We start from the raw sequence: 20,114 nt of genomic DNA on the forward strand, positions 1-20,114 counted from the left end.
CTTTTTAGTTGGCCGCTGCCGCGCTTCGCAGAAGCGGCGTGATCCGGCGAACCGTCGCGCGGCGGTTTTCTTCCGATGGCCCATCTGTCTGCACTTTCAGAAAATCCTCGCCATAGCCTTGGACGATAAGGTTTTCCGGTGGAACGTCGAAATACTCGGTCAGCGCCAAGGCAACCGATTCCGCCCGACGGTCAGACAGCGCGAGGTTGCTTGAGGTGCTGCCAACGGCGTCGGTGTGGCCTTCGATCAGGAAAACCTCGCGCGGGTTTTCGCGGATGTATTCCTCAAGCAACACGCCAAGCGCCCGTAACGCGCGGGCCTCTTCCGGCGCAATCGCGGCAGACCCGGTTTCAAAGTTGACCGCATCAAGGTCGACGCGCGGCATCAGTTCGCGCACTTCGCGAATGTTCCGCACCTGCCGCAGGGAATAGCGGCGATCCACATCAGCAGAGGCTTCGGCCTCAAGCGCGTCGCGCAGCGCCTGTTGATCCGTCTTGGAAAAATCGATGACCTCAATATCGCGGCTGGAACGCCGCAGGTTCGTCAGATCGACCGGGTCAGAGGCGAGCGTGTCGTCAAACAGCAGCAACTCGGTTCCGTCCGGTTCAATCCGGGTCCGGCGCAGAACGCGGCCTTGCGCATCGCGGATCGTGGTGATCTGCGAGCCATCCGGCCGGTTCATGATCGTGCGGGTGGACCCATCGCTATAGCGAGCTGTGCGGGTTTCGATCCCCGGACGACGCAACAGCGCGTCATCATCTTTCAATACACGGAACTGGTTGCCATCACGGACAACGACCCGGTCGCCGGAGTTCGACACGACTTCGGACCCGTTGTTAAGCAACGCACCAACGGCGAGCGCACCAAGACCAACTATGGCGGCTTTCTCAAGGTTGCTGAGACCGCTATCATCCGATGAGGCGGACGCGGCGGGGGCCGCAGCAGTGGCGGCTTCGCCAACCGATGTTTCAAAATCCTCATCGCTGGACCGCGCGGTTTCTTCGGTCACGGTGTCCTCGATAACTTCCACCGGCTCGCTTTCACCTTCGGTGGCAGCGGCGGCTGTCTCGGGCGCGTCATCAACGACGATGGTTTCTTCTTCGGCGCTGTCGTCACTTTCCGGTGCGGCCTCAGCCTCCGGGTCCGCCGTTTCGCTTTCGACCGCTTCCGGTTCGTCAGTCTCAGCGCTGGTTTCGGCGTCCGCCTCTGCCGGAGCGTCGTCTGTTGTCTCCGCTTCTGCCTCGGGCTGGGTTTCTTCAGCGGCCGATTCATCGCCTGACTCGGCAGGAGCTTCTTCCGTCGCCTCAGCCTCAGCCTCGGTCTCGGTCGGAGCTTCTTCGACAGGCGCGTCCGCAGACTGTTCTTCCTGAACTTCCTCTGCCGGAGCGTCGGTTTCGGGAGTTTCCTCTACTGGCGTTTCAGTCACGGGCGCCTCCTCAACAGGAGCCTCCTCATTGGCTTCGCCGGTTTCGGCTTCTGTCTCAGTCGCGTCTTCAGCCGGCGCAGCCTCTTCAGCCGGAGCGCCCTCAGCCGGTGCCTCTTCGGTCGGCGCCGCCTCTTCCTCAGCAGGTGCCTCTTCTACTTGTTCCTCTTCAACTGCCGTTTCTTCGGCAGGAGCCTCTTCAACCGGCGCGGCCTCTTCGGTTTCGACTGGCGCCTCCTCCTCAACCTCTTCGACAGGCTCCTCTGTCACCTCACCGCTCTGCTCCGCATTCTCGCAGGGCTGATCCGATCCTTCAGGGCACATCGTCGTAGTTTCTTCGGTTTCCGCGGCTTGGGTCCAAGCGGGGGACGGCGCGATCAGGGCGAGGCTTGCCACGAGGGCCCTCGTTGTTTTCAGCGATTTCATCATCTTTTCATACTCCGGTGGGCCCGACATCGTGACGGGGCGGTCGTGGAAAGAACGGCTGACATAGGAATTGGTTTCATTGTCGCCCGACGCATCCAAGGGGAAGTTGACGGATTCCCGCTCAGAACGCGTCCGTCGCTCGCCGATAGCCTGTAAAACAAGGGGATATGGGCTCTCGCGCCCGCCGGGAGTGTAAGCTAAAGACCGCCGAATGCCGCCGCGAAGATCAGCGCGATCTGCCCGCTGGTGGTCTGCCGATACAGCCCCGCCCGTTTCAGAAGCTTCAATCTCCGCGCAGCACTCGCTCGATGCATCTCCTCGAAATCGTCCAAAATCTGGACGCTCTCAGCCGTCAGCAGTGCCTCAGCCCCGCGCAGCGCCGCGATGTTTGACCGGTTCCAATGCCGGAATCGGCCACCAATCAGCATCCGAATACGCGCGATTTTCGCCGAAATAGAGCCGTTTTCGCCGATGACATTCCGTCCGTGCTGACGATAAAGAACACTCGGCTCCGGGTCGTAGATGACGTGACCACCCGCTCCGGTGACGATCTGGTAGATCCACCAATCATGCGAAACGATGCCGCCCGCAAACTGTCCCGCCTGTTGGACAAGATCCAAAGCCGCGCGGTTCAGCACCATCGTGTTGCCGCCGCCAATGCTCTGCACCAATGCGTTTCGAAAGGACGGCGTGCGGGAAAACAGCGGCGACAGCCCCGTCACACGAAGGGTCCGATTACATATCGCCGTGCGAGAAGCGTAAAGCGCGGGCGTCCCGCCATCGACCTTTTGCAGCGCCTGAATAGCCCGGCGAAGCTTATCGGGCTTCCAGATATCATCCTGGTCGGAAAGCGCCACATAAGGCACTGTTTCACCAGAAATCGCCAAAAGATGAAGGAAATTCTGCGTGAAACCACGCCTTGGGCCGGTATTGGACAGCACGGTGCGATCAGGGTTCTTCTGCGCAAACTCGCCCACATGGCGGCGGCTGTCGTCGGTGGAGCCGTCATCGGAAACGATCAACGCCCAGTTTTGGTGGTATTGCGCTGCGAAACTCTCCAACTGCTGGTCGATCATGCGTGCGCCGTTGAACAGCCCCAGCAGGATCGCGACCATGGGTTCAGGCTGCATTGAGGGACACTCCGGCGGATTTGCGTTTGCTGGCTTGTTCATTCGGCACACGCCGCCTAGGGTCCGGGCGACGTAATTGGCGGCGAGGCTTTCTATGGCACGGATTCTTGTGACGGGTTCGGCGGGATTTATCGGGTTTCACACCGCGATGCGGCTGCTGGCCGAGGGGCACGAGGTCACCGGCTTCGACAACCTTTGCGATTACTACGATCCGGCGCTGAAACACGCGCGGCAGGATATCCTGTTGCGCCAGGATGGGTTCAAAACCGTTACTAATGCACTGGAAAACCCTTCTGCGCTGCGCGATCTTTTTGCGGAGCTTCGACCGGATTATGTCATCCACCTCGCCGCGCAGGCCGGGGTCAGGTATTCGATTGAGGAGCCGCGATCCTACGTCACATCGAACCTTGTCGGCACATTCGAACTTCTTGAGGCCGCGCGCGCCTATCCGCCAAAACACATGCTGCTGGCGTCGACGTCTTCGGCCTACGGGGCCAATACTGATCTGCCCTATCAGGAACGCGATCGCGCCGACCATCAACTGTCCTTCTACGCCGCGACCAAAAAAGCGACGGAGTCGATGGCCCATTCCTATGCCCACCTTTACGGGTTGCCGCTGACCATGTTCCGGTTTTTCACTGTCTATGGACCGTGGGGCAGGCCGGATATGGCGTTGTTCAAGTTTACCAAGGCGATCCTCGAAGATCGGGAGATCGATATTTACAATCAAGGCCACCTCAGCCGTGATTTCACCTATGTCGACGACCTTGTCTTTGCGATTGACCGGCTGCTGACCGTCGTGCCGGGGTCGGGGTCGACGGTCGCGAATGACAGCCTGTCGCCAGCCGCGCCGTTTCGCGTCGTGAATATCGGTGCGGGCGATCCGACGCCGTTGATGGATTTTGTGAAAGCGCTGGAAACCGCGCTGGGCCGGGAAGCCAAGAAGAACTTCATGGACATGCAGGCCGGCGACGTGAAGGCGACCTGGGCCGATACCGCGCTGCTGAAAGCGCTGATCGGAGAGGTTCCGAACACATCTCTGCAAACCGGCGTCGATCGTTTTGTGGCCTGGTATAAGGATCACTACGCCGCCTGACCGTGAGGTTTTGAATGCCCTTCATGACGCGCAATGGCGTCACCCACGGCGTCGTAATAAGTGAGCTTTCCGTTTTCCAAGACCATGCCATGTTGGCACAGCTTGCGGATCAGGGGCATGGAGTGGCTGACGACCACCGCTCCGCTGGTTTCGAGCCTTTTTTTAAAGACCACGAGGCTTTTTTCGCGGAAGCGGAGGTCACCGACCGATGTCACCTCATCCACCAGATAGGTATCAAATTTGATCCCCATTGAGATACCGAAGGCAAGCCGTGATCGCATCCCGGCAGAGTAGGTGCGCACCGGCAGATTGAAATGCCCGCCAAGCTCTGCGAACCGCTCGACGCTTTCAAGCAATGCGGCGGTTTCGACCCCGTAAACCCGCGCGATAAACAAGGTGTTCTGCGCGCCGGTCAGGTCAGGCGAAAAACTACCCGCAAATCCCACTGGCCATGAAACACTGCCACTAATCAGGATTGAACCTGAATCCGGGTCCATCGTGCCCGCAAGCATCCGAAGCAGGCTGGATTTGCCCGCCCCGTTTCGACCCAATAGTGCGATAGAACGGCCCGCCGGCAGATCAATTGAGATGTTGTCGGCAACACATTTGCGTTGGCCGCGTACGAGATAGGTTTTTGACAGATGTCGAAGCCGGATCATTGAACCCCTCAGCGTCGGTCGCGGATGCTGTAGAAGATCAGCATCGCCGTGGCCCAGCCAACGAACAGAAACAGGCTGATCGTCGCGAGCAGCGTGATCCGTTTCGGATATTCGGCGCGTTCGGCCAGTGTAGGCTCTACAAATGCGGCGAGGTAACGGGATTGGCGCTGGGCCTCCGCCTGCGCGGCATCATGGGCGGCAAGCGCCGAAACGTAAGCGCTTTCAGCGAATTCCAGATCAACGGCGAGGCTTTCATAATCGCCAACCACGGTCGCATAAGCGCTATCATCCTCGCCGTCGCCGCGGCTGAATTGGTTGCGTTCCTCGCGTATCCGCCCTTCGATCACGGCGATCCGGCGTTCGGCCTGTTTGACGCGCGTATCGGTCGGCAGCGTGTTTTCAAGCAGGATGTCATGTTCGATCAGCGCGGTCGCCAACTGACTTTGCAGATTGTTCAATAGCCCCATCCGCCCCTGAAGATCGGCGTCGGGGTCGACGATTTGCGTGCGGATGCGAAAGTTTGTCATCGCCAGCCGCGCGGCTTTAAGACGGGCAAGGGCGGCTTCAAGCTCCTCCCGCGCGTAGCGGGTCGCGTCATCGCGGGCGATGGCAGACAGACGGTTTATCATCGCGGAGCTTTCGTCGAACACGGCGGTCGCGATTTGCTGCGCATCCTGTGGCGTGAAGGCCGTCACCCGAATCTCAATCAACTTGCTGCCGGAGTCGTAGTAAACCTTCACGATATCGCGCCAGTGATCGACCAGATCCTCAATCGTAGGATCGGCTCCAAGGGCAAAAATTGGGTCCTTTGGGGCGGAATAGAGACTATTCAGATCAACGATGGCGTCGATTTTCCGCACCATCTGTTGGCTTTGGATATATTCGTAAAGGATGTCCGTATCCGACGTGCTGCTGCCCGAAAGGTCGGTGATTCCCCCCAAAAGTTCGACGGCCGATCCGGTTTCTTCCGTCCGCACAGCGAATCCGACGCGCGACGCGTATTGATCCTTGGCGACCAAGAAAAGGTAGGCTCCTGACGCCGCTATGGGCAGTAGAACCAGAAAAACAAAGCTCGCGATAAGACCGATATGCCGCCGCCGCAGCCGCGCTGGCGGGGCAAGGCCGCTGTCTTCGAGTATTTGATCGTGCGCGTGGTCTTTCAAATCGTCACCTTCTGGCAAGTGCCACGCAATCAGAGTCCGCGCTGGCACCGCTATCTCTGCGCAAAGACCGTTAAACCCGACTTAATACGGGCCAGATCATCCGATCATTGCCGATTAATCGACCATTCAGATTCGGCTGCTAGGACAGAGTTCGGGTGAACAAATAGGTGGTGGGATGAGTGCGAAGTCAAACGCGCCCATAATCATCAAGAGGAAGAAAATCGTTAGCAGCGATGGCCACCACGGTGGCGCTTGGAAGGTCGCATATGCGGACTTTGTCACTGCGATGATGGCCTTCTTCATGTTGATGTGGCTTTTGAATGCGACGACGGAAAAACAACGCAAAGGGATAGCGGATTACTTTAGTCCGACCATTCCGGTGAACCGGATTTCCGGGGGCGGGGATGGCTCTTTTGGCGGGGATAGTGTCTTTTCAGATGAAACCCTATCGCAGAACGGCGCTGGCCGAACGGGCGGATATCCCGCACCGATGGATGCGACGCAATCGACCAGTTCCGGGGGCAAGGCCGCCGATCCGTTGCAAGAAGTTGCTGATATGCTGTCAGGTCGCGGCGGTGAAAGCGCGTTGCCGGACGAAACTCTACGGCACATCGTAACGCGCGTGACGGATGAGGGGCTGATTATCGAAGTGTTCGATACCGGCGATACACCGCTTTTTGCCGATGGCGGGGCCGTTCCAACCCGCACGATGGTGGTGATCGCCGACGTGCTGGTTGATGTCTTTGCCACCGTCAACAATGAAGTGGCGGTGAACGGCCACATCCGGTCCCACCCGATCGTTCTCAACGAAAACCCGGTTTGGGATCTGTCGACCGCCCGCGCGGATCGGGTTCGGACGCTGCTTGAAACGGCTGGTCTGCCGGGTCGACGTATCCAGCGCGTGACGGGCTTTGCGGATCGTAAACCAGCGTCAGACAACCCGATGTCGGTGCGCAACAACCGGCTGGAGCTGGTTCTGCTGCGGGCGGAGCCCTAGAAAGGTTTTGATCGCATTTTAGATGTTAGCGCGCTGTTAAGTGGTCATCTGCAAGGCTGAGTCCAATTCAAGGACTGATGCAGCAGAAAGGCGCACCATGACCATTTCTTCTTCGCTGAACGCCGGGGTCGCGGGTTTGAACGCGAACGCAACGCGGCTCGCCACGATTTCCGACAATATCGCGAATTCGGGAACCTATGGATACAAACGGGCGGAGGCTGATTTCGAATCGTTCGTGATCACGCAATCCGCCGGGGCGGGCGTCTATTCCGCCGGGGGCGTGCGCGCCCAAACCAACCGATTGATCGAAGAGCGCGGCGCACTCGTTTCAACCGACAACGCGATGGATATCGCCGTCGCCGGGCGGGGCATGTTGCCAGTCACGGCTGAGGTCGCGATGGGCAATATGACGGGCGACCAACCCCTGCTTATGACGACGACCGGATCGTTTCATACGGACTCCAACGGCATACTAAAAACGGAAAGCGGCTTGGTGCTTCTAGGTTGGCCGGCAGGGGCGGATGGCTCCATCGCTTCTTACCCGCGCGACACGATCTCGGGGTTGGAGCCGGTGCAGATCAACGCCAACCAATCCGCTGGCGACCCAACGACCGAGATTAACCTTGGCGTCAATCTGCCCGCAACCGAGGCGACGGATGGCGGCAATGGTACCGCACTGCCGCTTTCGGTGGAGTATTTCGGAAACCTCGGCACGTCAGAAACGCTCGACATCACCTTCACGCCAACCTATCCGACATCCGGCACGCCAAACGAATGGTCGATGGTGATTACGGATTCGGCGCAGGGCGGCGCATCAATCGGCGAATACACACTCACCTTCAATGCCAGCCGGGGGAATGGCGGGACTTTGCAGCAGGTCGATCGAATCTCGGGCGGGACGTATGATGCCGCGACGGGAACCCTTGATCTGGCAGTTGCGGGTGGGCCGCTGACGATGGCGATTGGGCAGGTTGGCGATACGAACGGGCTGACGCAATTGTCCGACAACTTTGCGCCAACCTCGATCACGAAGAACGGGTCCCCGGTCGGAAACCTGTCATCGGTCGAGATCGATGGCGACGGCATGATCACCGCGACCTACGACACCGGATTCGTCCGCGATCTATATCAGGTGCCACTGGTGGACGTTCCCAGCCCCAACGGCCTGATCGCGCTGAACAACCAAGCCTATCAGGTGTCGCCCAGCAGCGGGTCGTTCTTCCTTTGGGATGCGGGCGATGGCCCGACCGGTGCCGTCGCCGGGTATTCGCGTGAAGGGTCGACGACCGATGTTGCGGGTGAACTCACCGCGCTCATCCAGACGCAGCGCGCCTATTCGTCGAACGCAAAGGTCATCCAGACGGTCGCGTTGTCCTTGGCGGATGCAACCGACTTACCGGTGGAAATTTCGCTTTGGGTTTTTTCAAGCCCGCTATTGATTGTCTTCAAAGTTTGCAGCGCGACCATCGCGCTGTTGTTGGTCAGAATGCTTGACATGATTTCGTGTCCTAAATTCATGCGACGCTTTTGCGCCGGGTTACAGGATGTGCCACCAAAGTGGCCAAGTTCGATGTCATTCTGACATTGCGTCGCCCGGCGTTTTGGGCCGAAGCTGCGCCATCTCTTTACGATGCCTGATCAATCTGTCCGGGAATTGCTAACGCCGCCCTAAGCGCAGAATCCAAAGTCATTCGCATTTGAATCAGTCGGAGAGCTTTACGCCTTTTTCTCAACCCGCGGAGCGCCACCGGTGCCAAGCGCCGTTTTCCCGCCCGATTGGGTATAGGTGTTCAGGCCGGTGCCGCCCTCGCGAAGCTCTTCAATCCGCGCCATGGCGCGCCGCAATCCGGCCATCGCGCTGCTTAGCAACTGTTCGTTGCGCTGCGCTTTTGCGCGCAGCCGCTTTAGATCGTCGGGGTGAATTTCCGCAAAATTGGTTGAGTCCAGCAACCTTTCCTTTTGCGCAACCAGCCTGCTTACATCCTCAAGCCGCCCGGCCAGAATCGCCTCGCGCTCGGCCTCAAGCACGGCGTCGATATCGTGCAATGCCATCTCAGCGGTCATGTGTTCGTTCCTTCAGCGATTCAAAGATGCTTTCAGCAAGGCCGATTCCGCCGCGCTTCACCATTTCCTCGACCTGCGCTTGCCTGAGGAAAGAGCCGAACTGTTCTTCCCCAACGCCGCCACCGAAGCTTTCGCGGGGTGTGCCGAATCCAGCGGATTTCAGCATTTCGGCAAGGAAACTGGCCTCAAGCGCTTCAGCGGTTTCGCGCAGTCGGGCGTCGGTCGGCGCCGCCAATTGCGGCGGGTGGTTGGTGGAAACGGCGGTGATGTCGGGCATAATCGATCGCTCCAATTGAATGCACTTTCGGTGAGGTTGGCCGAATTCGGTAAAGAACCGGTAATCAACTGGCGGTTAGGGTCAGGCAAACGGAAGAACTCCGAGGATGAGGATGTCAGCGACGCAGATTTTGCCGCAACCGGTCGGGCCACGACCACCAGTCGCGCCGGGGAAGGATGGGACGTCGAAGGCCGGTCCCGATTCTGTGCCGGGATCGGAGGTGTTTTCGGTGGATGAGGGGAGTGTTGAGCCGTCGGTTGATACCGATTTGAGCATCGGCCAGCCCCCGCCTGATCTCACGACTAAAGTGGCGCCGAAGGTGAAGGGGTTGGAACACGCCTTAGCTGGCAGTTTGTATCCGCAGGGCGACATTGTTGCTGTTCCCGATGGTGAGGCACCCGGGTCGAAATCGGCTGTTGGGGGGCCGGAGGGTGCGACCCCGGAGCAACCCACTCGCCAATCTAAACCACCTGTTCAGACTCAAGTTGTCCCACAGCTGGTTGCTGCCCAGACCCTTGCAAAAAATGTTCCTCCAATGGCTGGGGCGAAGCAACGCGGCGCAGACGCGTCTGACCGTTCCGATCACGTTGATGTCCCGAGGGGTAAGGTTTTGCCGGATGCCCGCGCCACGCAAGCCGCACCGGATCAAATATCCCTGCCGCCCATCCCCGATCATGGCCCCGCGCTGGCGCTTTCAGGTGGGGAAGCAGGCCAGCCGGACCGGCCGCTCACAACAGACTTCGGGGCGGCAGAGCGTGTCCATATTCATACCGAAACCACATCGCCGCCTATGCGCAGCGATCCAGTCCAGCGGCCGACGATCCCTCAGGCAGTTCTGCAGCAGCTAGCCAACGCATCTAACATGCATGCCGGTCAACCGGTTGAACTGACCTTGTCGCCAGAGGAACTGGGCCGGGTGAGACTATCACTTCATACGTCAGACGGTGGGATCACCGTGTCGATTCTGACCGAACGGCCCGAGACGGGCGATTTGCTCCGACGGAACATTGACCTTCTCGCGCAGGAATTTGGAGAGATTGGGTATTCCGAAGTTACATTCCAGTTCGGTCAGAGAGATCAGTCGCCCGATCAATCTGAAATGCCTTCGGAGGAGGGGGATATACCCCTTGAACCGCTGCAAACGGACGCTGTCGTGACGTTGACAATCGATCAGCCGGACAGGCTCGATCTTAGGCTTTGAAGGAAAAAAGATGGATGTGACTCAGGCCACCGCAACGGCACCGAAACCGGTGGATTCCCCGAAAACGCAAAGTGCCGCGGCGATCAATTCGGATTTTGAAACCTTTCTGAAAATGCTGACTGCGCAGATTCAGAACCAAGACCCGCTGAATCCGATGCAGTCGCAGGATTTCGCCGTGCAACTCGCCACGTTTTCGGGGGTGGAGCAGCAGGTCCGCACGAACGATCTTTTACAAGGAATGGGCGCGCAGATGGGGCTTTCCGGGTTGTCGCAGATGGCCTCTTGGGTCGGGATGGAGGCACGGGCCGCCGCGCCCACGCAATTTGATGGCACCCCGATTGAGCTGACCCCCAAGCCAGCCGCCAACGCGGATGCCGCCCAACTGGTCGTGCGAAACGCTGCTGGGGATGAGGTGCAGCGGTTCGATATTCCGGTGACCGATGATCCAATCAACTGGGCTGGTGTCGGGGATGACGGAACCCCGGTGCCGAGTGGTGCCTATAGTTTTGAGGTTGAGAGTTATTCAGGGACAGAAGCCTTGGGAACAACGCCGATTGAAACCTACGCGCGCATCACCGAGGCGCGGAGCGAAAACGGACAGACGGTGTTTGTTCTGGACAGCGGCGCTAAGGTTGAGGCGGATGACATCACAGCGCTGCGGGAGCCGGACGGGTCAGGCTGATACGCTCACCCCTCAGAACAGGGATGCAACTGCCGCCCCGACCCCGACCAGCGCCGCGCCAAGCGCCATGAAACCGATGTTGCGCCACGGCGACGACGTTGGTTTTGACACCGGGTCTTGCGCCTGACGGACCAGTGCCGCTTCGGCAAGTTGTGGCAGTTGTGGGCCGAAGCGTGCGACGACCTGAAGCGTCCGGCCAAGATCGCGCAGCAGGGCGCGGGGGCCGATGCTTTGCTTGATGTAATCTTCGACGATTGGGCGGGCGACCTGCCAGATGTTGATATGCTGGTCGAGCGATCGCGCGACGCCTTCGACGACGACCATTGTGCGTTGGAGCAGAATAAGTTCCGTCCGGGTTTCCATCCCGAACCGCTCTGTCACTTCGAACAGGTAGCTTAGCAGATTGCCCATCGAAATATTGCTCGCGTCCATACCGAAGATCGGCTCACCCACAGCGCGCAAGGCGCGGGCGAACTCTTCGACATCACGGTCGGCGGGCACATATCCGGCCTCAAAATGCACTTCGGCGACGCGGCGATAATCGCGCTTGATGAAGCCATAGAGTATTTCGGCGTAGACCCGGCGCGTGTATTCATCGATGTCACCCATGATCCCGAAATCGTAGGCGATCAGGTCGCCGTTGGCGGCGACCTTCAGGTTGCCCTGATGCATATCCGCGTGAAAAAATCCGTCGCGCAGCGCGTGACTCAAGAACACCTGAAGCACCTTCTCGCCAAGACGAACCCGGTCATGCCCCGCTGCATCAAGTGCTGCGTTATCGCCAAGCGGCGTGCCCTCGGCCCAGTCGAGCGTCATCACGCGGCGACCGGAGAGCTGCCAACGCACCTTCGGCACCTGAAACGCAGAATCATCGGCGGTGTTCGCTGCGAATTCCGACGCCGATGCGCTTTCCAGCCGCAGGTCGAGTTCGCTGAGCACCAGACGTTCGAAGTGTTCGATCACATCATGCGGCCGCAACCGGCGGGAAGATGGGGAGAGCAGTTCAATCATCGACGCTGCGAAATAGAACGCATCGATGTCCTTTTGCAGCGCGCGTTCGACCTTTGGCCGCAAGACTTTGATCGCAACCTGATCGTCGGTCCCGGCAAGCTTGGCCTTGTGGACCTGCGCGATGGAGGCCGCCGCGACCGGCGGGCTGAATTCGTCAAACAGCGCGTCGACCGGCGTGCCTAACTCCTCTGCCACGCTTTGCTTTGCGATTTCGGTCGAAAACGGTGGCAGCTTGTCCTGCAACACGCGTAGTTGCCAGGCGAGGTCTTCGCCAACCAGATCGGGGCGGGTTGATAGCACCTGGCCGAACTTGATGTAGGCCGGGCCAAGCGCGGTCAGCGCCCGCGTCGCCGGTGGCATTGACGGATCACCCTTTAGGCCGAGCCACTTGAACGGCCAACCCAGAATCCGCGCCGCAATACGAAGCGAGGCAGGCGCGTCCATCGCATCAAGCACGACGCCCATTGCACCCGTCCGCTCTAACGTGGCGCCGGTGCGTACCAGCCGCCAGATATTGTGCGGGCCGCGCATGTCAGAGTTTCCAGCCGGAATGAAGTGCCGCGATACCCATCGTCAGGTTGCGGTATTTGACGTTTTCGAACCCCACCTCGCGGATCATGCTCGCGAAACTCTCCTGATCCGGGAACTTGCGGATGGATTCGACGAGGTATTGATAGCTATCCTCATCCCCCGCGATCATCTTGCCCATTTTCGGAATGACGTTGAAGGAATAGAGGTCGTAAGCCTTCTGCATCATGTCATTTGGAATCTGGCTGAATTCCAGCACCATCAATCGCCCGCCGGGCCGCAACACGCGGAACGCTTCCGATAGCGCATCGGCGATCCGGGTCACATTCCGGATGCCGAAGGAAATGGTGTAGACGTCAAAACTCGCATCTTCAAACGGCAGCGCCATCGCGTCACCGACGACCCAATCGAGGCTGCCGGCCATCTGCCCGGCCTCGGCCCGCTTGCGTCCTTCGACCAGCATGGATTCCGTCATGTCGAGCACGGTGGCATGCCCATGACCCGCGCGCTTGAGGAATCGGAAAGATATATCGCCGGTGCCGCCGGCGACATCCAGCAACGCCTGGTCCGGACGCGGCGCGAGCCAGTCCATCATCGCGTCTTTCCAGATTCGGTGAATGCCCAGCGACATCGCGTCGTTCATCACATCGTATTTCGACGCGACATTGGTAAAGACGCCATGCACCATCCCGGCTTTTTCGGCCTCATCAACGGTCTTGAAACCGAAATGCGTGGTTTTTGCGCTCATGGGTCTTGTCGTCCTGTAATGCGGCACCCCTTATAAGGGTGTGAGACTGCGATACAATGCGCTCCAGATCAAAGGAAGGGTCGCCGTGCCGGAATTACCAGAGGTCGAGACGGTTCGTCGCGGTCTGCAACCCGTGATGGAAGGGCAGCGGATAGCCAAGGCCGACGTGCGCCGCGCTGATCTGCGCTGGCCCTTCCCCCCCCGGATGGCAGAGCGGTTGACCGGCGCGACCGTGACAGCGCTCCGGCGGCGTTCGAAGTATATTCTGGCCGATCTTGATACCGGCGAAACGCTTTTGATCCACCTTGGCATGTCAGGGCGGATGCTGATTTCTGGCCAAACGGTTGGAGAGTTCGCGCACCCCCATCCCGCGCCGGAAAAGCACGATCATGTCGTGCTGGATATGGACGGTGGTGCGCGGGTGACATTCAACGACGCCCGCCGTTTCGGTGCGATGGACTTGGCCCCGACGTCTGAGGTCGAGTCGCACAAGCTGCTTGCCCAACTCGGGCCAGAGCCTTTGGGAAATGCCTTCGACGAACCCTATCTGATCGGGCAGCTTCGCGGTCGAGGCTCACCCATAAAAACCGCGCTACTGGACCAGAGAATCGTCGCAGGCCTTGGCAACATATATGTCTGCGAGGTGCTGCACCGCGTCGGCATTTCCCCGAAACGCAAGGCGTCCGCGATCTCCGCGCCGCGTGTGGCGACACTCGTTCCCGCGATCCGCGATGTTTTGTCCGAAGCGATCGACGCTGGCGGCTCCTCGCTCAAGGATTATCGGCAGACGGGTGGGGAGCTTGGGTATTTTCAGCACAGTTTTCGCGCCTATGGACGCGAGGGCGATGTATGTCAAACCGCTGACTGCAAAGGCACAATCGGGCGAATCGTGCAATCGGGGCGATCCACTTTCTATTGCGCGCAATGCCAAAGATAGCTTGATCCGTAAGGCAGGAATGCTAAGGCTGCGCTCCAGATTGAAGCAACAAATGGCAATCACATGGCCTATGAGACGCTGATCGTCGAGATCGAAGACCACGTCAAAACGATTAAACTCAACCGTCCCGATGCGCTGAACGCGCTCAACACCGAGCTTCTGACCGAGCTGGCGGATGCACTGAAAGAAGCGGAAGAAAACGACAAGGTCCGCTGCATCATCATCACCGGATCGGAAAAGGCATTCGCGGCGGGCGCCGATATCAAGGAGATGTCGGAGAAATCCTTTGTCGATGTTTACACCGAAAACCTGTTCGGACGCGAAACCGATGAATTCCTGAAATGTCGCAAGCCGATCATCGCTGCGGTTTCCGGCTATGCGCTGGGCGGGGGGTGCGAACTGGCCATGATGTGCGACTTCATCATCGCGTCAGATACCGCGAAGTTCGGGCAGCCGGAAATCAACCTTGGCGTTATGCCGGGCATCGGGGGATCGCAACGGCTGACCCGCTTTGTCGGCAAATCGAAGGCAATGGACATGAACCTGACCGGTCGCTTCATGGACGCGGAAGAGGCGGAGCGTTCCGGCCTTGTCAGTCGCGTTGTCCCGGCCAAGAAGCTGATGGAAGAAGCAACCGGAGTGGCGCAAAAAATCGCCGAAAAATCCATGATCGCCACGACCGCGATCAAGGAAGCGGTCAATCGCAGCTATGAAACCACGATGAATGAAGGGCTGCTGTTTGAACGCCGCCTGTTTCATTCGCTGTTCGCGACCGAGGATCAATCCGAAGGGATGGCGGCGTTCCTGGAGAAACGCGAACCGCAATTCCGCGATAAATAAACCGAAAAACTACGCCAACCCGGTTGACTTGGATGCGAGTCGGTCATAGAAGCCCGACTTCAGAATTCACGAACCCAAACAGTGGGACGTCCGACTATGGCCAATTCGCCTCAAGCAAAAAAACGCGCTCGTCAGAACGAAGCCCGTTTCCAAGTTAACAAAGCGCGTCGTTCGCGCATCCGCACTTTCCTCCGCAAGGTGGAAGAAGCGATCGCCTCCGGTGACAAAGATGCAGCATCAACCGCTCTGCGTCAGGCCCAGCCTGAGCTGATGCGCGGTGTGACCAAAGGTGTCCTGCACAAGAACACCGTTGCGCGCAAAATGTCGCGCCTGTCTGCGCGGGTTAAAGCCATCGGCTAACTTAAAGACAGTTTGTTTTCGAGAATGGCGTGGTCAAATGGCCACGCCATTTTCTTTGCGAATTGCGACTTCCACTGTTTTCCAACGTTAATTTTTACCCCCCTTGGGATTCGTTTCGACAAAGACTGAGTCAAGGTCGAAGTTCTGTTGCGCGGGCCGCAAACCCCTTGCTAGCTTGGCCCTGCGATTCACGTCTACTTTGGGGGGACATGAGATGAGCACGGGCGCTGCCCCGCGTGTTTCAGAGCTATTGCCTGATGAAACCTGGACCACGCTGGAACAAGATCAAAGCGCTATGCTTATCGATGTCAGGACACAGGCCGAATGGGGTTTTGTCGGTGTTCCTGATCTGGAAAGTTTAGGCCGGTCGGCGATCTTCGTCGAATGGGCCCGCTATCCGGACATGTCTATTAACCCGCATTTTGTTGAGACCGTGATCGAAAAGCTGGGGCCGGAGATTCCCGACAAGCTTTTCTTTCTCTGTCGATCCGGGGTGCGGTCTTTGCGCGCTGCTGATGCGGTGGCTGGTGCCTTGGCTGACAAGGGCATTACGGCTGACTGTATAAATATTGCGGAAGGCTTCGAAGGAGATTTGGACGTTGAGGGTCACCGGGGCCGGCTGAATGGCTGGAAAGTCCGGGGGCTGGCCTGGCGCCAGTCTTAACGTAAAATTTTTGACGAAGCGGGTAGCAATAAATGACAAACGAATCCTGGGGACGGGTTAGGGACGAACTTCAAAAGACAGTAGGCAAGAACAACTTTGCAAATTGGATCGCGCCGCTGGAATTTAATGGTCTGCGAAATGGGGTCGCGACCTTTCATGCGCCGACAAGCTTTATCGGCAACTGGGTGTCGCGCAATTTCGGCGACCAGATTCTGCATCAAATGAATGAGGTCGGGGAATCCGTCAGCCGGGTAGAGTTTTCCGTTCCAAGCAGCCGCACGACCCGTAAGGCCGCCGCGGAACCCGCCATCAACAAAGCCGACCCTGTTGAAATTGTGCCCGCGGCCAAAGATGACTCCGGCCTGCCCGGCGCGCCGCTCGATGGCCGCTTCACCTTCGACAGTTTCGTGGTCGGCAAGCCCAATGAACTTGCCCATGCGGCGGCTAAGCGCGTAGCCGAGGGCGGCGCGGTGTCCTTCAACCCGCTGTTCCTTTATGGGGGCGTTGGCCTTGGTAAGACCCACCTGATGCACGCCATCGCGCATGAGCTTCAGACGAGCCGTCCGGAGCTGAACGTCGTTTACCTGTCCGCCGAACAGTTCATGTATCGCTTCGTTCAGGCGCTGCGCGAAAAACGGATGATGGACTTTAAGGAACTGTTCCGTTCGGTCGATATCCTAATGGTCGACGACGTGCAGTTCATCGCGGGCAAAGACAGCACACAGGAAGAATTCTTCCACACATTCAATGCGTTGGTCGATCAGAACAAGCAAATCATCATCTCAGCAGACCGCGCACCGGGCGAAATCAAACACCTTGAGGATCGGATCAAATCGCGCCTTCAATGCGGTTTGGTTGTCGACCTTCACCCGACGGATTACGAACTTCGCCTTGGCGTTCTTCAGCAGAAGGTTGACCAGTATCGCAAGACCTATCCTGATCTGGTGCTGGCTGAAAATGTGCTCGAATTCCTTGCGCATCGGATTTCGACCAACGTGCGGGTGCTGGAAGGCGCACTGACGCGGCTGTTCGCTTTCGCCTCGCTCGTCGGGCGTGAAATCACGCTGGAACTGGCGCAGGATTGCCTTGCCGATATCCTACGCGCGTCGGACCGCAAGATCACCATCGAGGAAATCCAGCGCAAGGTGAGTGAGCATTACAACATCCGGCTGAGTGAGATGATCGGCCCAAAGCGCCTGCGCACGATCGCGCGACCGCGGCAGATCGCGATGTATCTGTCGAAACATCTGACCTCTCGTAGTCTGCCCGAAATCGGGCGGCGGTTCGGCGGTCGGGATCACACGACGGTCATGCACGGCGTGCGCAAAGTCGAAGAACTGAAATCCATCGACAACCAGATCGCCGAGGATCTGGAGCTTCTGCGGCGCAGCCTCGAAGCGTGATTTGTCAGGGGCGTCCCTTGACGCCCCCGCGAAACCATTGGACAGTCCAAAAAAGTCTTTACCGGGGGGGTGAATAGGTTACATTCGCCGCCCCGGCATTTTGCAGGAGCGAGGGAATGAAAATCAGCATCGAACGCGGCGCGCTTCTGAAGGCGGTGTCGCAAGCGCAGTCGGTGGTCGAACGGCGTAATACCATCCCGATCCTCGCCAATGTTCTGATCGAAGCGGAGGGAGAGACTGTCAGCTTCCGCGCAACCGATCTGGATATCGAAGTGGTCGACAAGACCTTGGCGCAAGTCGAACGGGCCGGCGCAACGACGGTGTCCGCCGTGACCCTGCACGAGATTGTGCGCAAGCTGCCGGACGGCGCATTGGTCACGTTGAACGACGACGGTGCGTCTGGCCGTCTGTCGGTTGAGGCGGGTCGGTCGAACTTCTCGCTCGCGACATTGCCCAAGGAAGATTTCCCGGTGATGGCGACATCGGAATACGCCGCGAATTTCTCGGCGCCAGCACCGGTTCTGCGTCGGTTGTTCGACAAATCGAAATTCGCGATTTCGACCGAGGAGACCCGGTATTACCTAAACGGCGTTTACATGCACGTGTCGGAATCCGACGGTGGCAAGGTGCTGCGCTGCGTCGCGACCGATGGCCACCGGCTGGCCCGGATCGACGCGGATCTGCCTGATGGTGCTGCGGACATGCCCGGTGTGATTGTTCCGCGTAAAACTGTGGGTGAGCTGCGCAAGCTTCTGGAAGACGACGATACGCAGATCGCGGTATCCGTGTCGGAAACCAAGGTGCGCTTTGCCACACCAGACATCACACTGACATCGAAAGTGATCGACGGCACTTTCCCCGACTACACGCGCGTTATCCCGCAAGGTAACACACGCAAGCTTGAGGTCGATGCGGCGGAGTTCGCGCAGGCCGTGGATCGTGTGGCGACCGTATCATCGGAACGGTCCCGTGCGGTGAAACTGGCGCTTGATGAGGATCGCCTGATCCTGTCCGTCAACGCGCCTGACAGCGGTGCTGCGGAAGAAGAGCTGGCGGTTGCCTATGGCGATGAGCGGTTGGAAATCGGGTTCAACGCGAAATACCTGCTTGAGATCGCGAGTCAGGTTGACCGCGAGAATGCTGTTTTCATGTTCAACTCCTCCGGTGATCCGACCTTGATGCGCGAAGGAAACGATATGTCGGCGATCTACGTCGTCATGCCGATGCGCGTGTAAGGTGATGTCGCGCTGGATGTTTAGGTGCCTCCGGCGGGGATATTTGAGGAAAGATGAAGGGCCGTAGATGGCGGGGCTTTCCCTACAGTCGCTGGTCCTGTCCCATTTTCGGTCACACAAGGCGTTGCGGCTAGAGATCGGGCCGCGTCCGGTTGCGATTCACGGGCCGAACGGCGCCGGAAAGACCAATATTCTTGAGGCGATTTCGCTGCTGTCCCCCGGTCGTGGTTTGCGCCGGGCTGCGGCAGACGACATTGCACGTCGCCCGGAAGCGCTCGGCTGGAAGATCGCCGCAGGGCTGTTCAGTCTGAACCAGACCCATGAGGTTGAGACGTGGTCAGAGAATGGTCAATCCCGCAGCGTTCGGATTGATGGCAAGGCCGCGACGCAGGTGGCGCTGGGGCGTGTTGCGCGGGTTTTGTGGCTGGTTCCGGCAATGGATCGGCTTTGGATTGAAGGGGCGGACGGCCGACGGCGGTTCCTGGACCGCATGACGCTGAGTTTCGAGCCGCGCCATGCCGAGGTGACTCTCGCTTATGAAAAGGCGATGAGGGAGCGGAACAGGCTGTTGAAGGATCAGGTGCGGGATGCCCATTGGTATCGTGCGCTGGAATCCCAGATGGCCGAAGCGGGTGCAGAGATTCAGGCGAACCGCGATGCGGTATTGGCGACGCTTGCCGCCGCGCAGACGCAGGCAGAGACGGCGTTTCCGGTTGCTGAGCTTGGTCTGGTCCATGCGGACGGGAATGACGCCTTCAGGGTCACAGAGGATTTTGAGGCCGCGTTGGAGGAGGGGCGCCCGCGCGACCTTCAGGCCGGGCGAACGTTGATCGGGCCGCACCGGTCCGATTTGCTCGCTACCTACACCGCGAAAGGGGTCGCTGCACGGGATTGCTCGACCGGAGAGCAGAAGGCGCTTCTGGTTTCGCTGATCCTCGCCAATGCGCGCGCGCTTTCGGATAGCATCGGTGCGCCGCCAATCCTGCTGCTGGATGAGGTCGCCGCGCATCTTGATCCCGGCCGCCGCGCCGCACTTTATGATGAGATTTGCGCACTCGGCGCGCAGGCGTGGATGACCGGGACAGAGCCAAATTTGTTCGATGCGCTGGGCGACCGGGCGACCTATCTGAACGTCACCGAAGACGGTGGAAATTCGACCGTTACCGAAGCGCCGATTTAGGCACTGAAACCCTGCGAAACTTCGTGTCATCTGCGTGACAACCCCCTGCGGACAGGGTATAAACTTGCGCAGAAAACAAGGAAGAGCAGT

At 58.9% G+C, this 20,114-nt stretch carries 21 protein-coding genes and 1 pseudogene; 12 read left to right on the forward strand and 10 right to left on the reverse strand.

From position 1 onward, the window contains the following. Positions 1-4 precede the first annotated feature (4 nt). Together ACEWPJ_RS00775 and ACEWPJ_RS00780 are read right to left on the reverse strand one after the other, a co-directional pair. Positions 5-1,849, reverse strand: a complete 1,845-nt coding sequence (locus tag ACEWPJ_RS00775; RefSeq protein ID WP_416510250.1) for an OmpA family protein — start codon at positions 1,847-1,849, stop codon at positions 5-7. A gap of 197 nt (positions 1,850-2,046) precedes the next feature. Continuing rightward, a complete protein-coding gene (locus ACEWPJ_RS00780; RefSeq protein ID WP_416510251.1) occupies positions 2,047-2,979 on the reverse strand; it encodes a glycosyltransferase family 2 protein in 933 nt (310 codons plus the stop codon). Between the two features lie 94 nt (positions 2,980-3,073). On the opposite strand from ACEWPJ_RS00780, the gene ACEWPJ_RS00785 reads away from it, so the two are divergent. Then, positions 3,074-4,075: an NAD-dependent epimerase/dehydratase family protein gene (locus tag ACEWPJ_RS00785; protein ID WP_416510252.1), complete on the forward strand. Its 1,002-nt coding sequence runs from the start codon at positions 3,074-3,076 to the stop codon at positions 4,073-4,075. Here the strand turns inward: ACEWPJ_RS00785 and ACEWPJ_RS00790 are convergent. Continuing rightward, positions 4,063-4,734 carry an ABC transporter ATP-binding protein gene (locus tag ACEWPJ_RS00790; protein ID WP_416510253.1) on the reverse strand — a complete coding sequence of 224 codons (672 nt, stop codon included), beginning with the start codon at positions 4,732-4,734 and terminating at the stop codon, positions 4,063-4,065. The genes ACEWPJ_RS00785 and ACEWPJ_RS00790 overlap by 13 nt on opposite strands. Positions 4,735-4,742: 8 nt before the next feature. Then, positions 4,743-5,897 (reverse strand): sugar transporter, encoded by a 1,155-nt coding sequence (locus tag ACEWPJ_RS00795; RefSeq protein WP_416510254.1) that lies wholly within the window; start codon positions 5,895-5,897, stop codon positions 4,743-4,745. Between the two features lie 175 nt (positions 5,898-6,072). Here ACEWPJ_RS00795 and ACEWPJ_RS00800 point away from each other — a divergent pair, with 175 nt between their 5' ends. Both ACEWPJ_RS00800 and ACEWPJ_RS00805 read left to right on the forward strand, forming a co-directional pair. Next, positions 6,073-6,894: a flagellar motor protein MotB gene (locus ACEWPJ_RS00800; RefSeq protein ID WP_416510255.1), complete on the forward strand. Its 822-nt coding sequence runs from the start codon at positions 6,073-6,075 to the stop codon at positions 6,892-6,894. A gap of 97 nt (positions 6,895-6,991) precedes the next feature. Beyond that, a pseudogene (locus tag ACEWPJ_RS00805) lies at positions 6,992-8,290 on the forward strand (flagellar hook protein FlgE); the annotation flags it as partial. Here ACEWPJ_RS00805 and ACEWPJ_RS00810 read toward each other — a convergent pair. The 4 genes from ACEWPJ_RS00810 to ACEWPJ_RS00825 all read right to left on the reverse strand — a co-directional run bounded on the left by ACEWPJ_RS00810 (position 8,227) and on the right by ACEWPJ_RS00825 (position 9,511). After that, the gene (locus ACEWPJ_RS00810) at positions 8,227-8,412 is read right to left on the reverse strand and encodes a hypothetical protein (protein ID WP_416512977.1); all 186 of its coding nucleotides are present in this window, start codon (positions 8,410-8,412) and stop codon (positions 8,227-8,229) included. The pseudogene ACEWPJ_RS00805 and the gene ACEWPJ_RS00810 sit on opposite strands and share 64 nt — an antisense overlap. A 198-nt stretch (positions 8,413-8,610) precedes the next feature. Continuing rightward, positions 8,611-8,958, reverse strand: coding sequence for a hypothetical protein (locus ACEWPJ_RS00815; protein WP_416510256.1), 348 nt, complete (start codon positions 8,956-8,958; stop codon positions 8,611-8,613). Beyond that, complete coding sequence (locus tag ACEWPJ_RS00820; protein WP_416510257.1) at positions 8,948-9,235, reverse strand: rod-binding protein; 288 nt, start codon at positions 9,233-9,235, stop codon at positions 8,948-8,950. Before ACEWPJ_RS00820 ends, ACEWPJ_RS00815 begins: the two co-directional genes overlap by 11 nt. An 81-nt stretch (positions 9,236-9,316) precedes the next feature. After that, on the reverse strand, positions 9,317-9,511 hold the full coding sequence (locus ACEWPJ_RS00825) for a hypothetical protein (RefSeq protein ID WP_416510258.1): 195 nt from the start codon (positions 9,509-9,511) through the stop codon (positions 9,317-9,319). Between the two features lie 259 nt (positions 9,512-9,770). On the opposite strand from ACEWPJ_RS00825, the gene ACEWPJ_RS00830 reads away from it, so the two are divergent. Both ACEWPJ_RS00830 and ACEWPJ_RS00835 read left to right on the forward strand, forming a co-directional pair. After that, the gene (locus tag ACEWPJ_RS00830) at positions 9,771-10,436 is read left to right on the forward strand and encodes a flagellar hook-length control protein FliK (RefSeq protein WP_416510259.1); all 666 of its coding nucleotides are present in this window, start codon (positions 9,771-9,773) and stop codon (positions 10,434-10,436) included. 10 nt (positions 10,437-10,446) lie between these two features. Next, on the forward strand, positions 10,447-11,118 hold the full coding sequence (locus ACEWPJ_RS00835) for a flagellar hook capping FlgD N-terminal domain-containing protein (protein ID WP_416510260.1): 672 nt from the start codon (positions 10,447-10,449) through the stop codon (positions 11,116-11,118). 12 nt (positions 11,119-11,130) lie between these two features. Here the strand turns inward: ACEWPJ_RS00835 and ubiB are convergent, their stop codons facing one another. Together ubiB and ubiE are read right to left on the reverse strand one after the other, a co-directional pair. Beyond that, the gene (ubiB, locus tag ACEWPJ_RS00840) at positions 11,131-12,660 is read right to left on the reverse strand and encodes a 2-polyprenylphenol 6-hydroxylase (RefSeq protein WP_416510261.1); all 1,530 of its coding nucleotides are present in this window, start codon (positions 12,658-12,660) and stop codon (positions 11,131-11,133) included. A gap of 1 nt (position 12,661) precedes the next feature. After that, the gene (ubiE, locus tag ACEWPJ_RS00845) at positions 12,662-13,405 is read right to left on the reverse strand and encodes a bifunctional demethylmenaquinone methyltransferase/2-methoxy-6-polyprenyl-1,4-benzoquinol methylase UbiE (RefSeq protein WP_416510262.1); all 744 of its coding nucleotides are present in this window, start codon (positions 13,403-13,405) and stop codon (positions 12,662-12,664) included. A gap of 85 nt (positions 13,406-13,490) precedes the next feature. On the opposite strand from ubiE, the gene mutM reads away from it, so the two are divergent. The 7 genes from mutM (at position 13,491) to recF (ending at position 20,024) form a co-directional block, all read left to right on the forward strand. Then, the gene (gene mutM, locus ACEWPJ_RS00850; protein WP_416510263.1) at positions 13,491-14,342 is read left to right on the forward strand and encodes a bifunctional DNA-formamidopyrimidine glycosylase/DNA-(apurinic or apyrimidinic site) lyase; all 852 of its coding nucleotides are present in this window, start codon (positions 13,491-13,493) and stop codon (positions 14,340-14,342) included. A gap of 63 nt (positions 14,343-14,405) precedes the next feature. Further along, positions 14,406-15,182 carry an enoyl-CoA hydratase gene (locus tag ACEWPJ_RS00855; protein WP_416510264.1) on the forward strand — a complete coding sequence of 259 codons (777 nt, stop codon included), beginning with the start codon at positions 14,406-14,408 and terminating at the stop codon, positions 15,180-15,182. A 96-nt stretch (positions 15,183-15,278) separates the two neighbouring features. Beyond that, positions 15,279-15,542 carry a 30S ribosomal protein S20 gene (rpsT, locus tag ACEWPJ_RS00860; RefSeq protein ID WP_416510265.1) on the forward strand — a complete coding sequence of 88 codons (264 nt, stop codon included), beginning with the start codon at positions 15,279-15,281 and terminating at the stop codon, positions 15,540-15,542. A gap of 214 nt (positions 15,543-15,756) precedes the next feature. After that, complete coding sequence (locus ACEWPJ_RS00865) at positions 15,757-16,206, forward strand: rhodanese-like domain-containing protein (RefSeq protein ID WP_416510266.1); 450 nt, start codon at positions 15,757-15,759, stop codon at positions 16,204-16,206. A gap of 32 nt (positions 16,207-16,238) precedes the next feature. Next, on the forward strand, positions 16,239-17,609 hold the full coding sequence (dnaA, locus tag ACEWPJ_RS00870) for a chromosomal replication initiator protein DnaA (protein WP_416510267.1): 1,371 nt from the start codon (positions 16,239-16,241) through the stop codon (positions 17,607-17,609). 116 nt (positions 17,610-17,725) lie between these two features. Beyond that, entirely contained in the window at positions 17,726-18,844 is a 1,119-nt protein-coding gene (gene dnaN / locus ACEWPJ_RS00875; protein ID WP_416510268.1) for a DNA polymerase III subunit beta, read from the forward strand. A 67-nt stretch (positions 18,845-18,911) separates the two neighbouring features. Further along, a complete protein-coding gene (gene recF / locus ACEWPJ_RS00880) occupies positions 18,912-20,024 on the forward strand; it encodes a DNA replication/repair protein RecF (protein ID WP_416510269.1) in 1,113 nt (370 codons plus the stop codon). Positions 20,025-20,114: the final 90 nt, after the last annotated feature.

Source organism: Aliiroseovarius sp. YM-037, assembly GCF_048060095.1.
Classification (GTDB): Bacteria; Pseudomonadota; Alphaproteobacteria; order Rhodobacterales; family Rhodobacteraceae; genus JBLUOA01.

Excerpts from the sequence above, each read along its gene's own strand:
- ACEWPJ_RS00810 (WP_416512977.1), bottom strand. The coding sequence starts at position 8,412 with ATGAATTTAGGACACGAAATCATGTCAAGCATTCTGACCAACAACAGC.
- ACEWPJ_RS00775 (WP_416510250.1), bottom strand. The coding sequence starts at position 1,849 with ATGAAATCGCTGAAAACAACGAGGGCCCTCGTGGCAAGCCTCGCCCTG.
- ACEWPJ_RS00830 (WP_416510259.1), top strand. The coding sequence starts at position 9,771 with ATGGCTGGGGCGAAGCAACGCGGCGCAGACGCGTCTGACCGTTCCGAT.
- ACEWPJ_RS00855 (WP_416510264.1), top strand. The coding sequence starts at position 14,406 with ATGGCCTATGAGACGCTGATCGTCGAGATCGAAGACCACGTCAAAACG.
- ACEWPJ_RS00865 (WP_416510266.1), top strand. The coding sequence starts at position 15,757 with ATGAGCACGGGCGCTGCCCCGCGTGTTTCAGAGCTATTGCCTGATGAA.
- recF (WP_416510269.1), top strand. The coding sequence starts at position 18,912 with ATGGCGGGGCTTTCCCTACAGTCGCTGGTCCTGTCCCATTTTCGGTCA.
- ACEWPJ_RS00820 (WP_416510257.1), bottom strand. The coding sequence starts at position 9,235 with ATGCCCGACATCACCGCCGTTTCCACCAACCACCCGCCGCAATTGGCG.
- ACEWPJ_RS00785 (WP_416510252.1), top strand. The coding sequence starts at position 3,074 with ATGGCACGGATTCTTGTGACGGGTTCGGCGGGATTTATCGGGTTTCAC.
- dnaA (WP_416510267.1), top strand. The coding sequence starts at position 16,239 with ATGACAAACGAATCCTGGGGACGGGTTAGGGACGAACTTCAAAAGACA.
- dnaN (WP_416510268.1), top strand. The coding sequence starts at position 17,726 with ATGAAAATCAGCATCGAACGCGGCGCGCTTCTGAAGGCGGTGTCGCAA.
- rpsT (WP_416510265.1), top strand. The coding sequence starts at position 15,279 with ATGGCCAATTCGCCTCAAGCAAAAAAACGCGCTCGTCAGAACGAAGCC.
- ACEWPJ_RS00815 (WP_416510256.1), bottom strand. The coding sequence starts at position 8,958 with ATGACCGCTGAGATGGCATTGCACGATATCGACGCCGTGCTTGAGGCC.
- ubiB (WP_416510261.1), bottom strand. The coding sequence starts at position 12,660 with ATGCGCGGCCCGCACAATATCTGGCGGCTGGTACGCACCGGCGCCACG.
- ACEWPJ_RS00780 (WP_416510251.1), bottom strand. The coding sequence starts at position 2,979 with ATGCAGCCTGAACCCATGGTCGCGATCCTGCTGGGGCTGTTCAACGGC.
- ACEWPJ_RS00835 (WP_416510260.1), top strand. The coding sequence starts at position 10,447 with ATGGATGTGACTCAGGCCACCGCAACGGCACCGAAACCGGTGGATTCC.
- ACEWPJ_RS00790 (WP_416510253.1), bottom strand. The coding sequence starts at position 4,734 with ATGATCCGGCTTCGACATCTGTCAAAAACCTATCTCGTACGCGGCCAA.
- ubiE (WP_416510262.1), bottom strand. The coding sequence starts at position 13,405 with ATGAGCGCAAAAACCACGCATTTCGGTTTCAAGACCGTTGATGAGGCC.
- ACEWPJ_RS00800 (WP_416510255.1), top strand. The coding sequence starts at position 6,073 with ATGAGTGCGAAGTCAAACGCGCCCATAATCATCAAGAGGAAGAAAATC.
- ACEWPJ_RS00825 (WP_416510258.1), bottom strand. The coding sequence starts at position 9,511 with ATGCTCAAATCGGTATCAACCGACGGCTCAACACTCCCCTCATCCACC.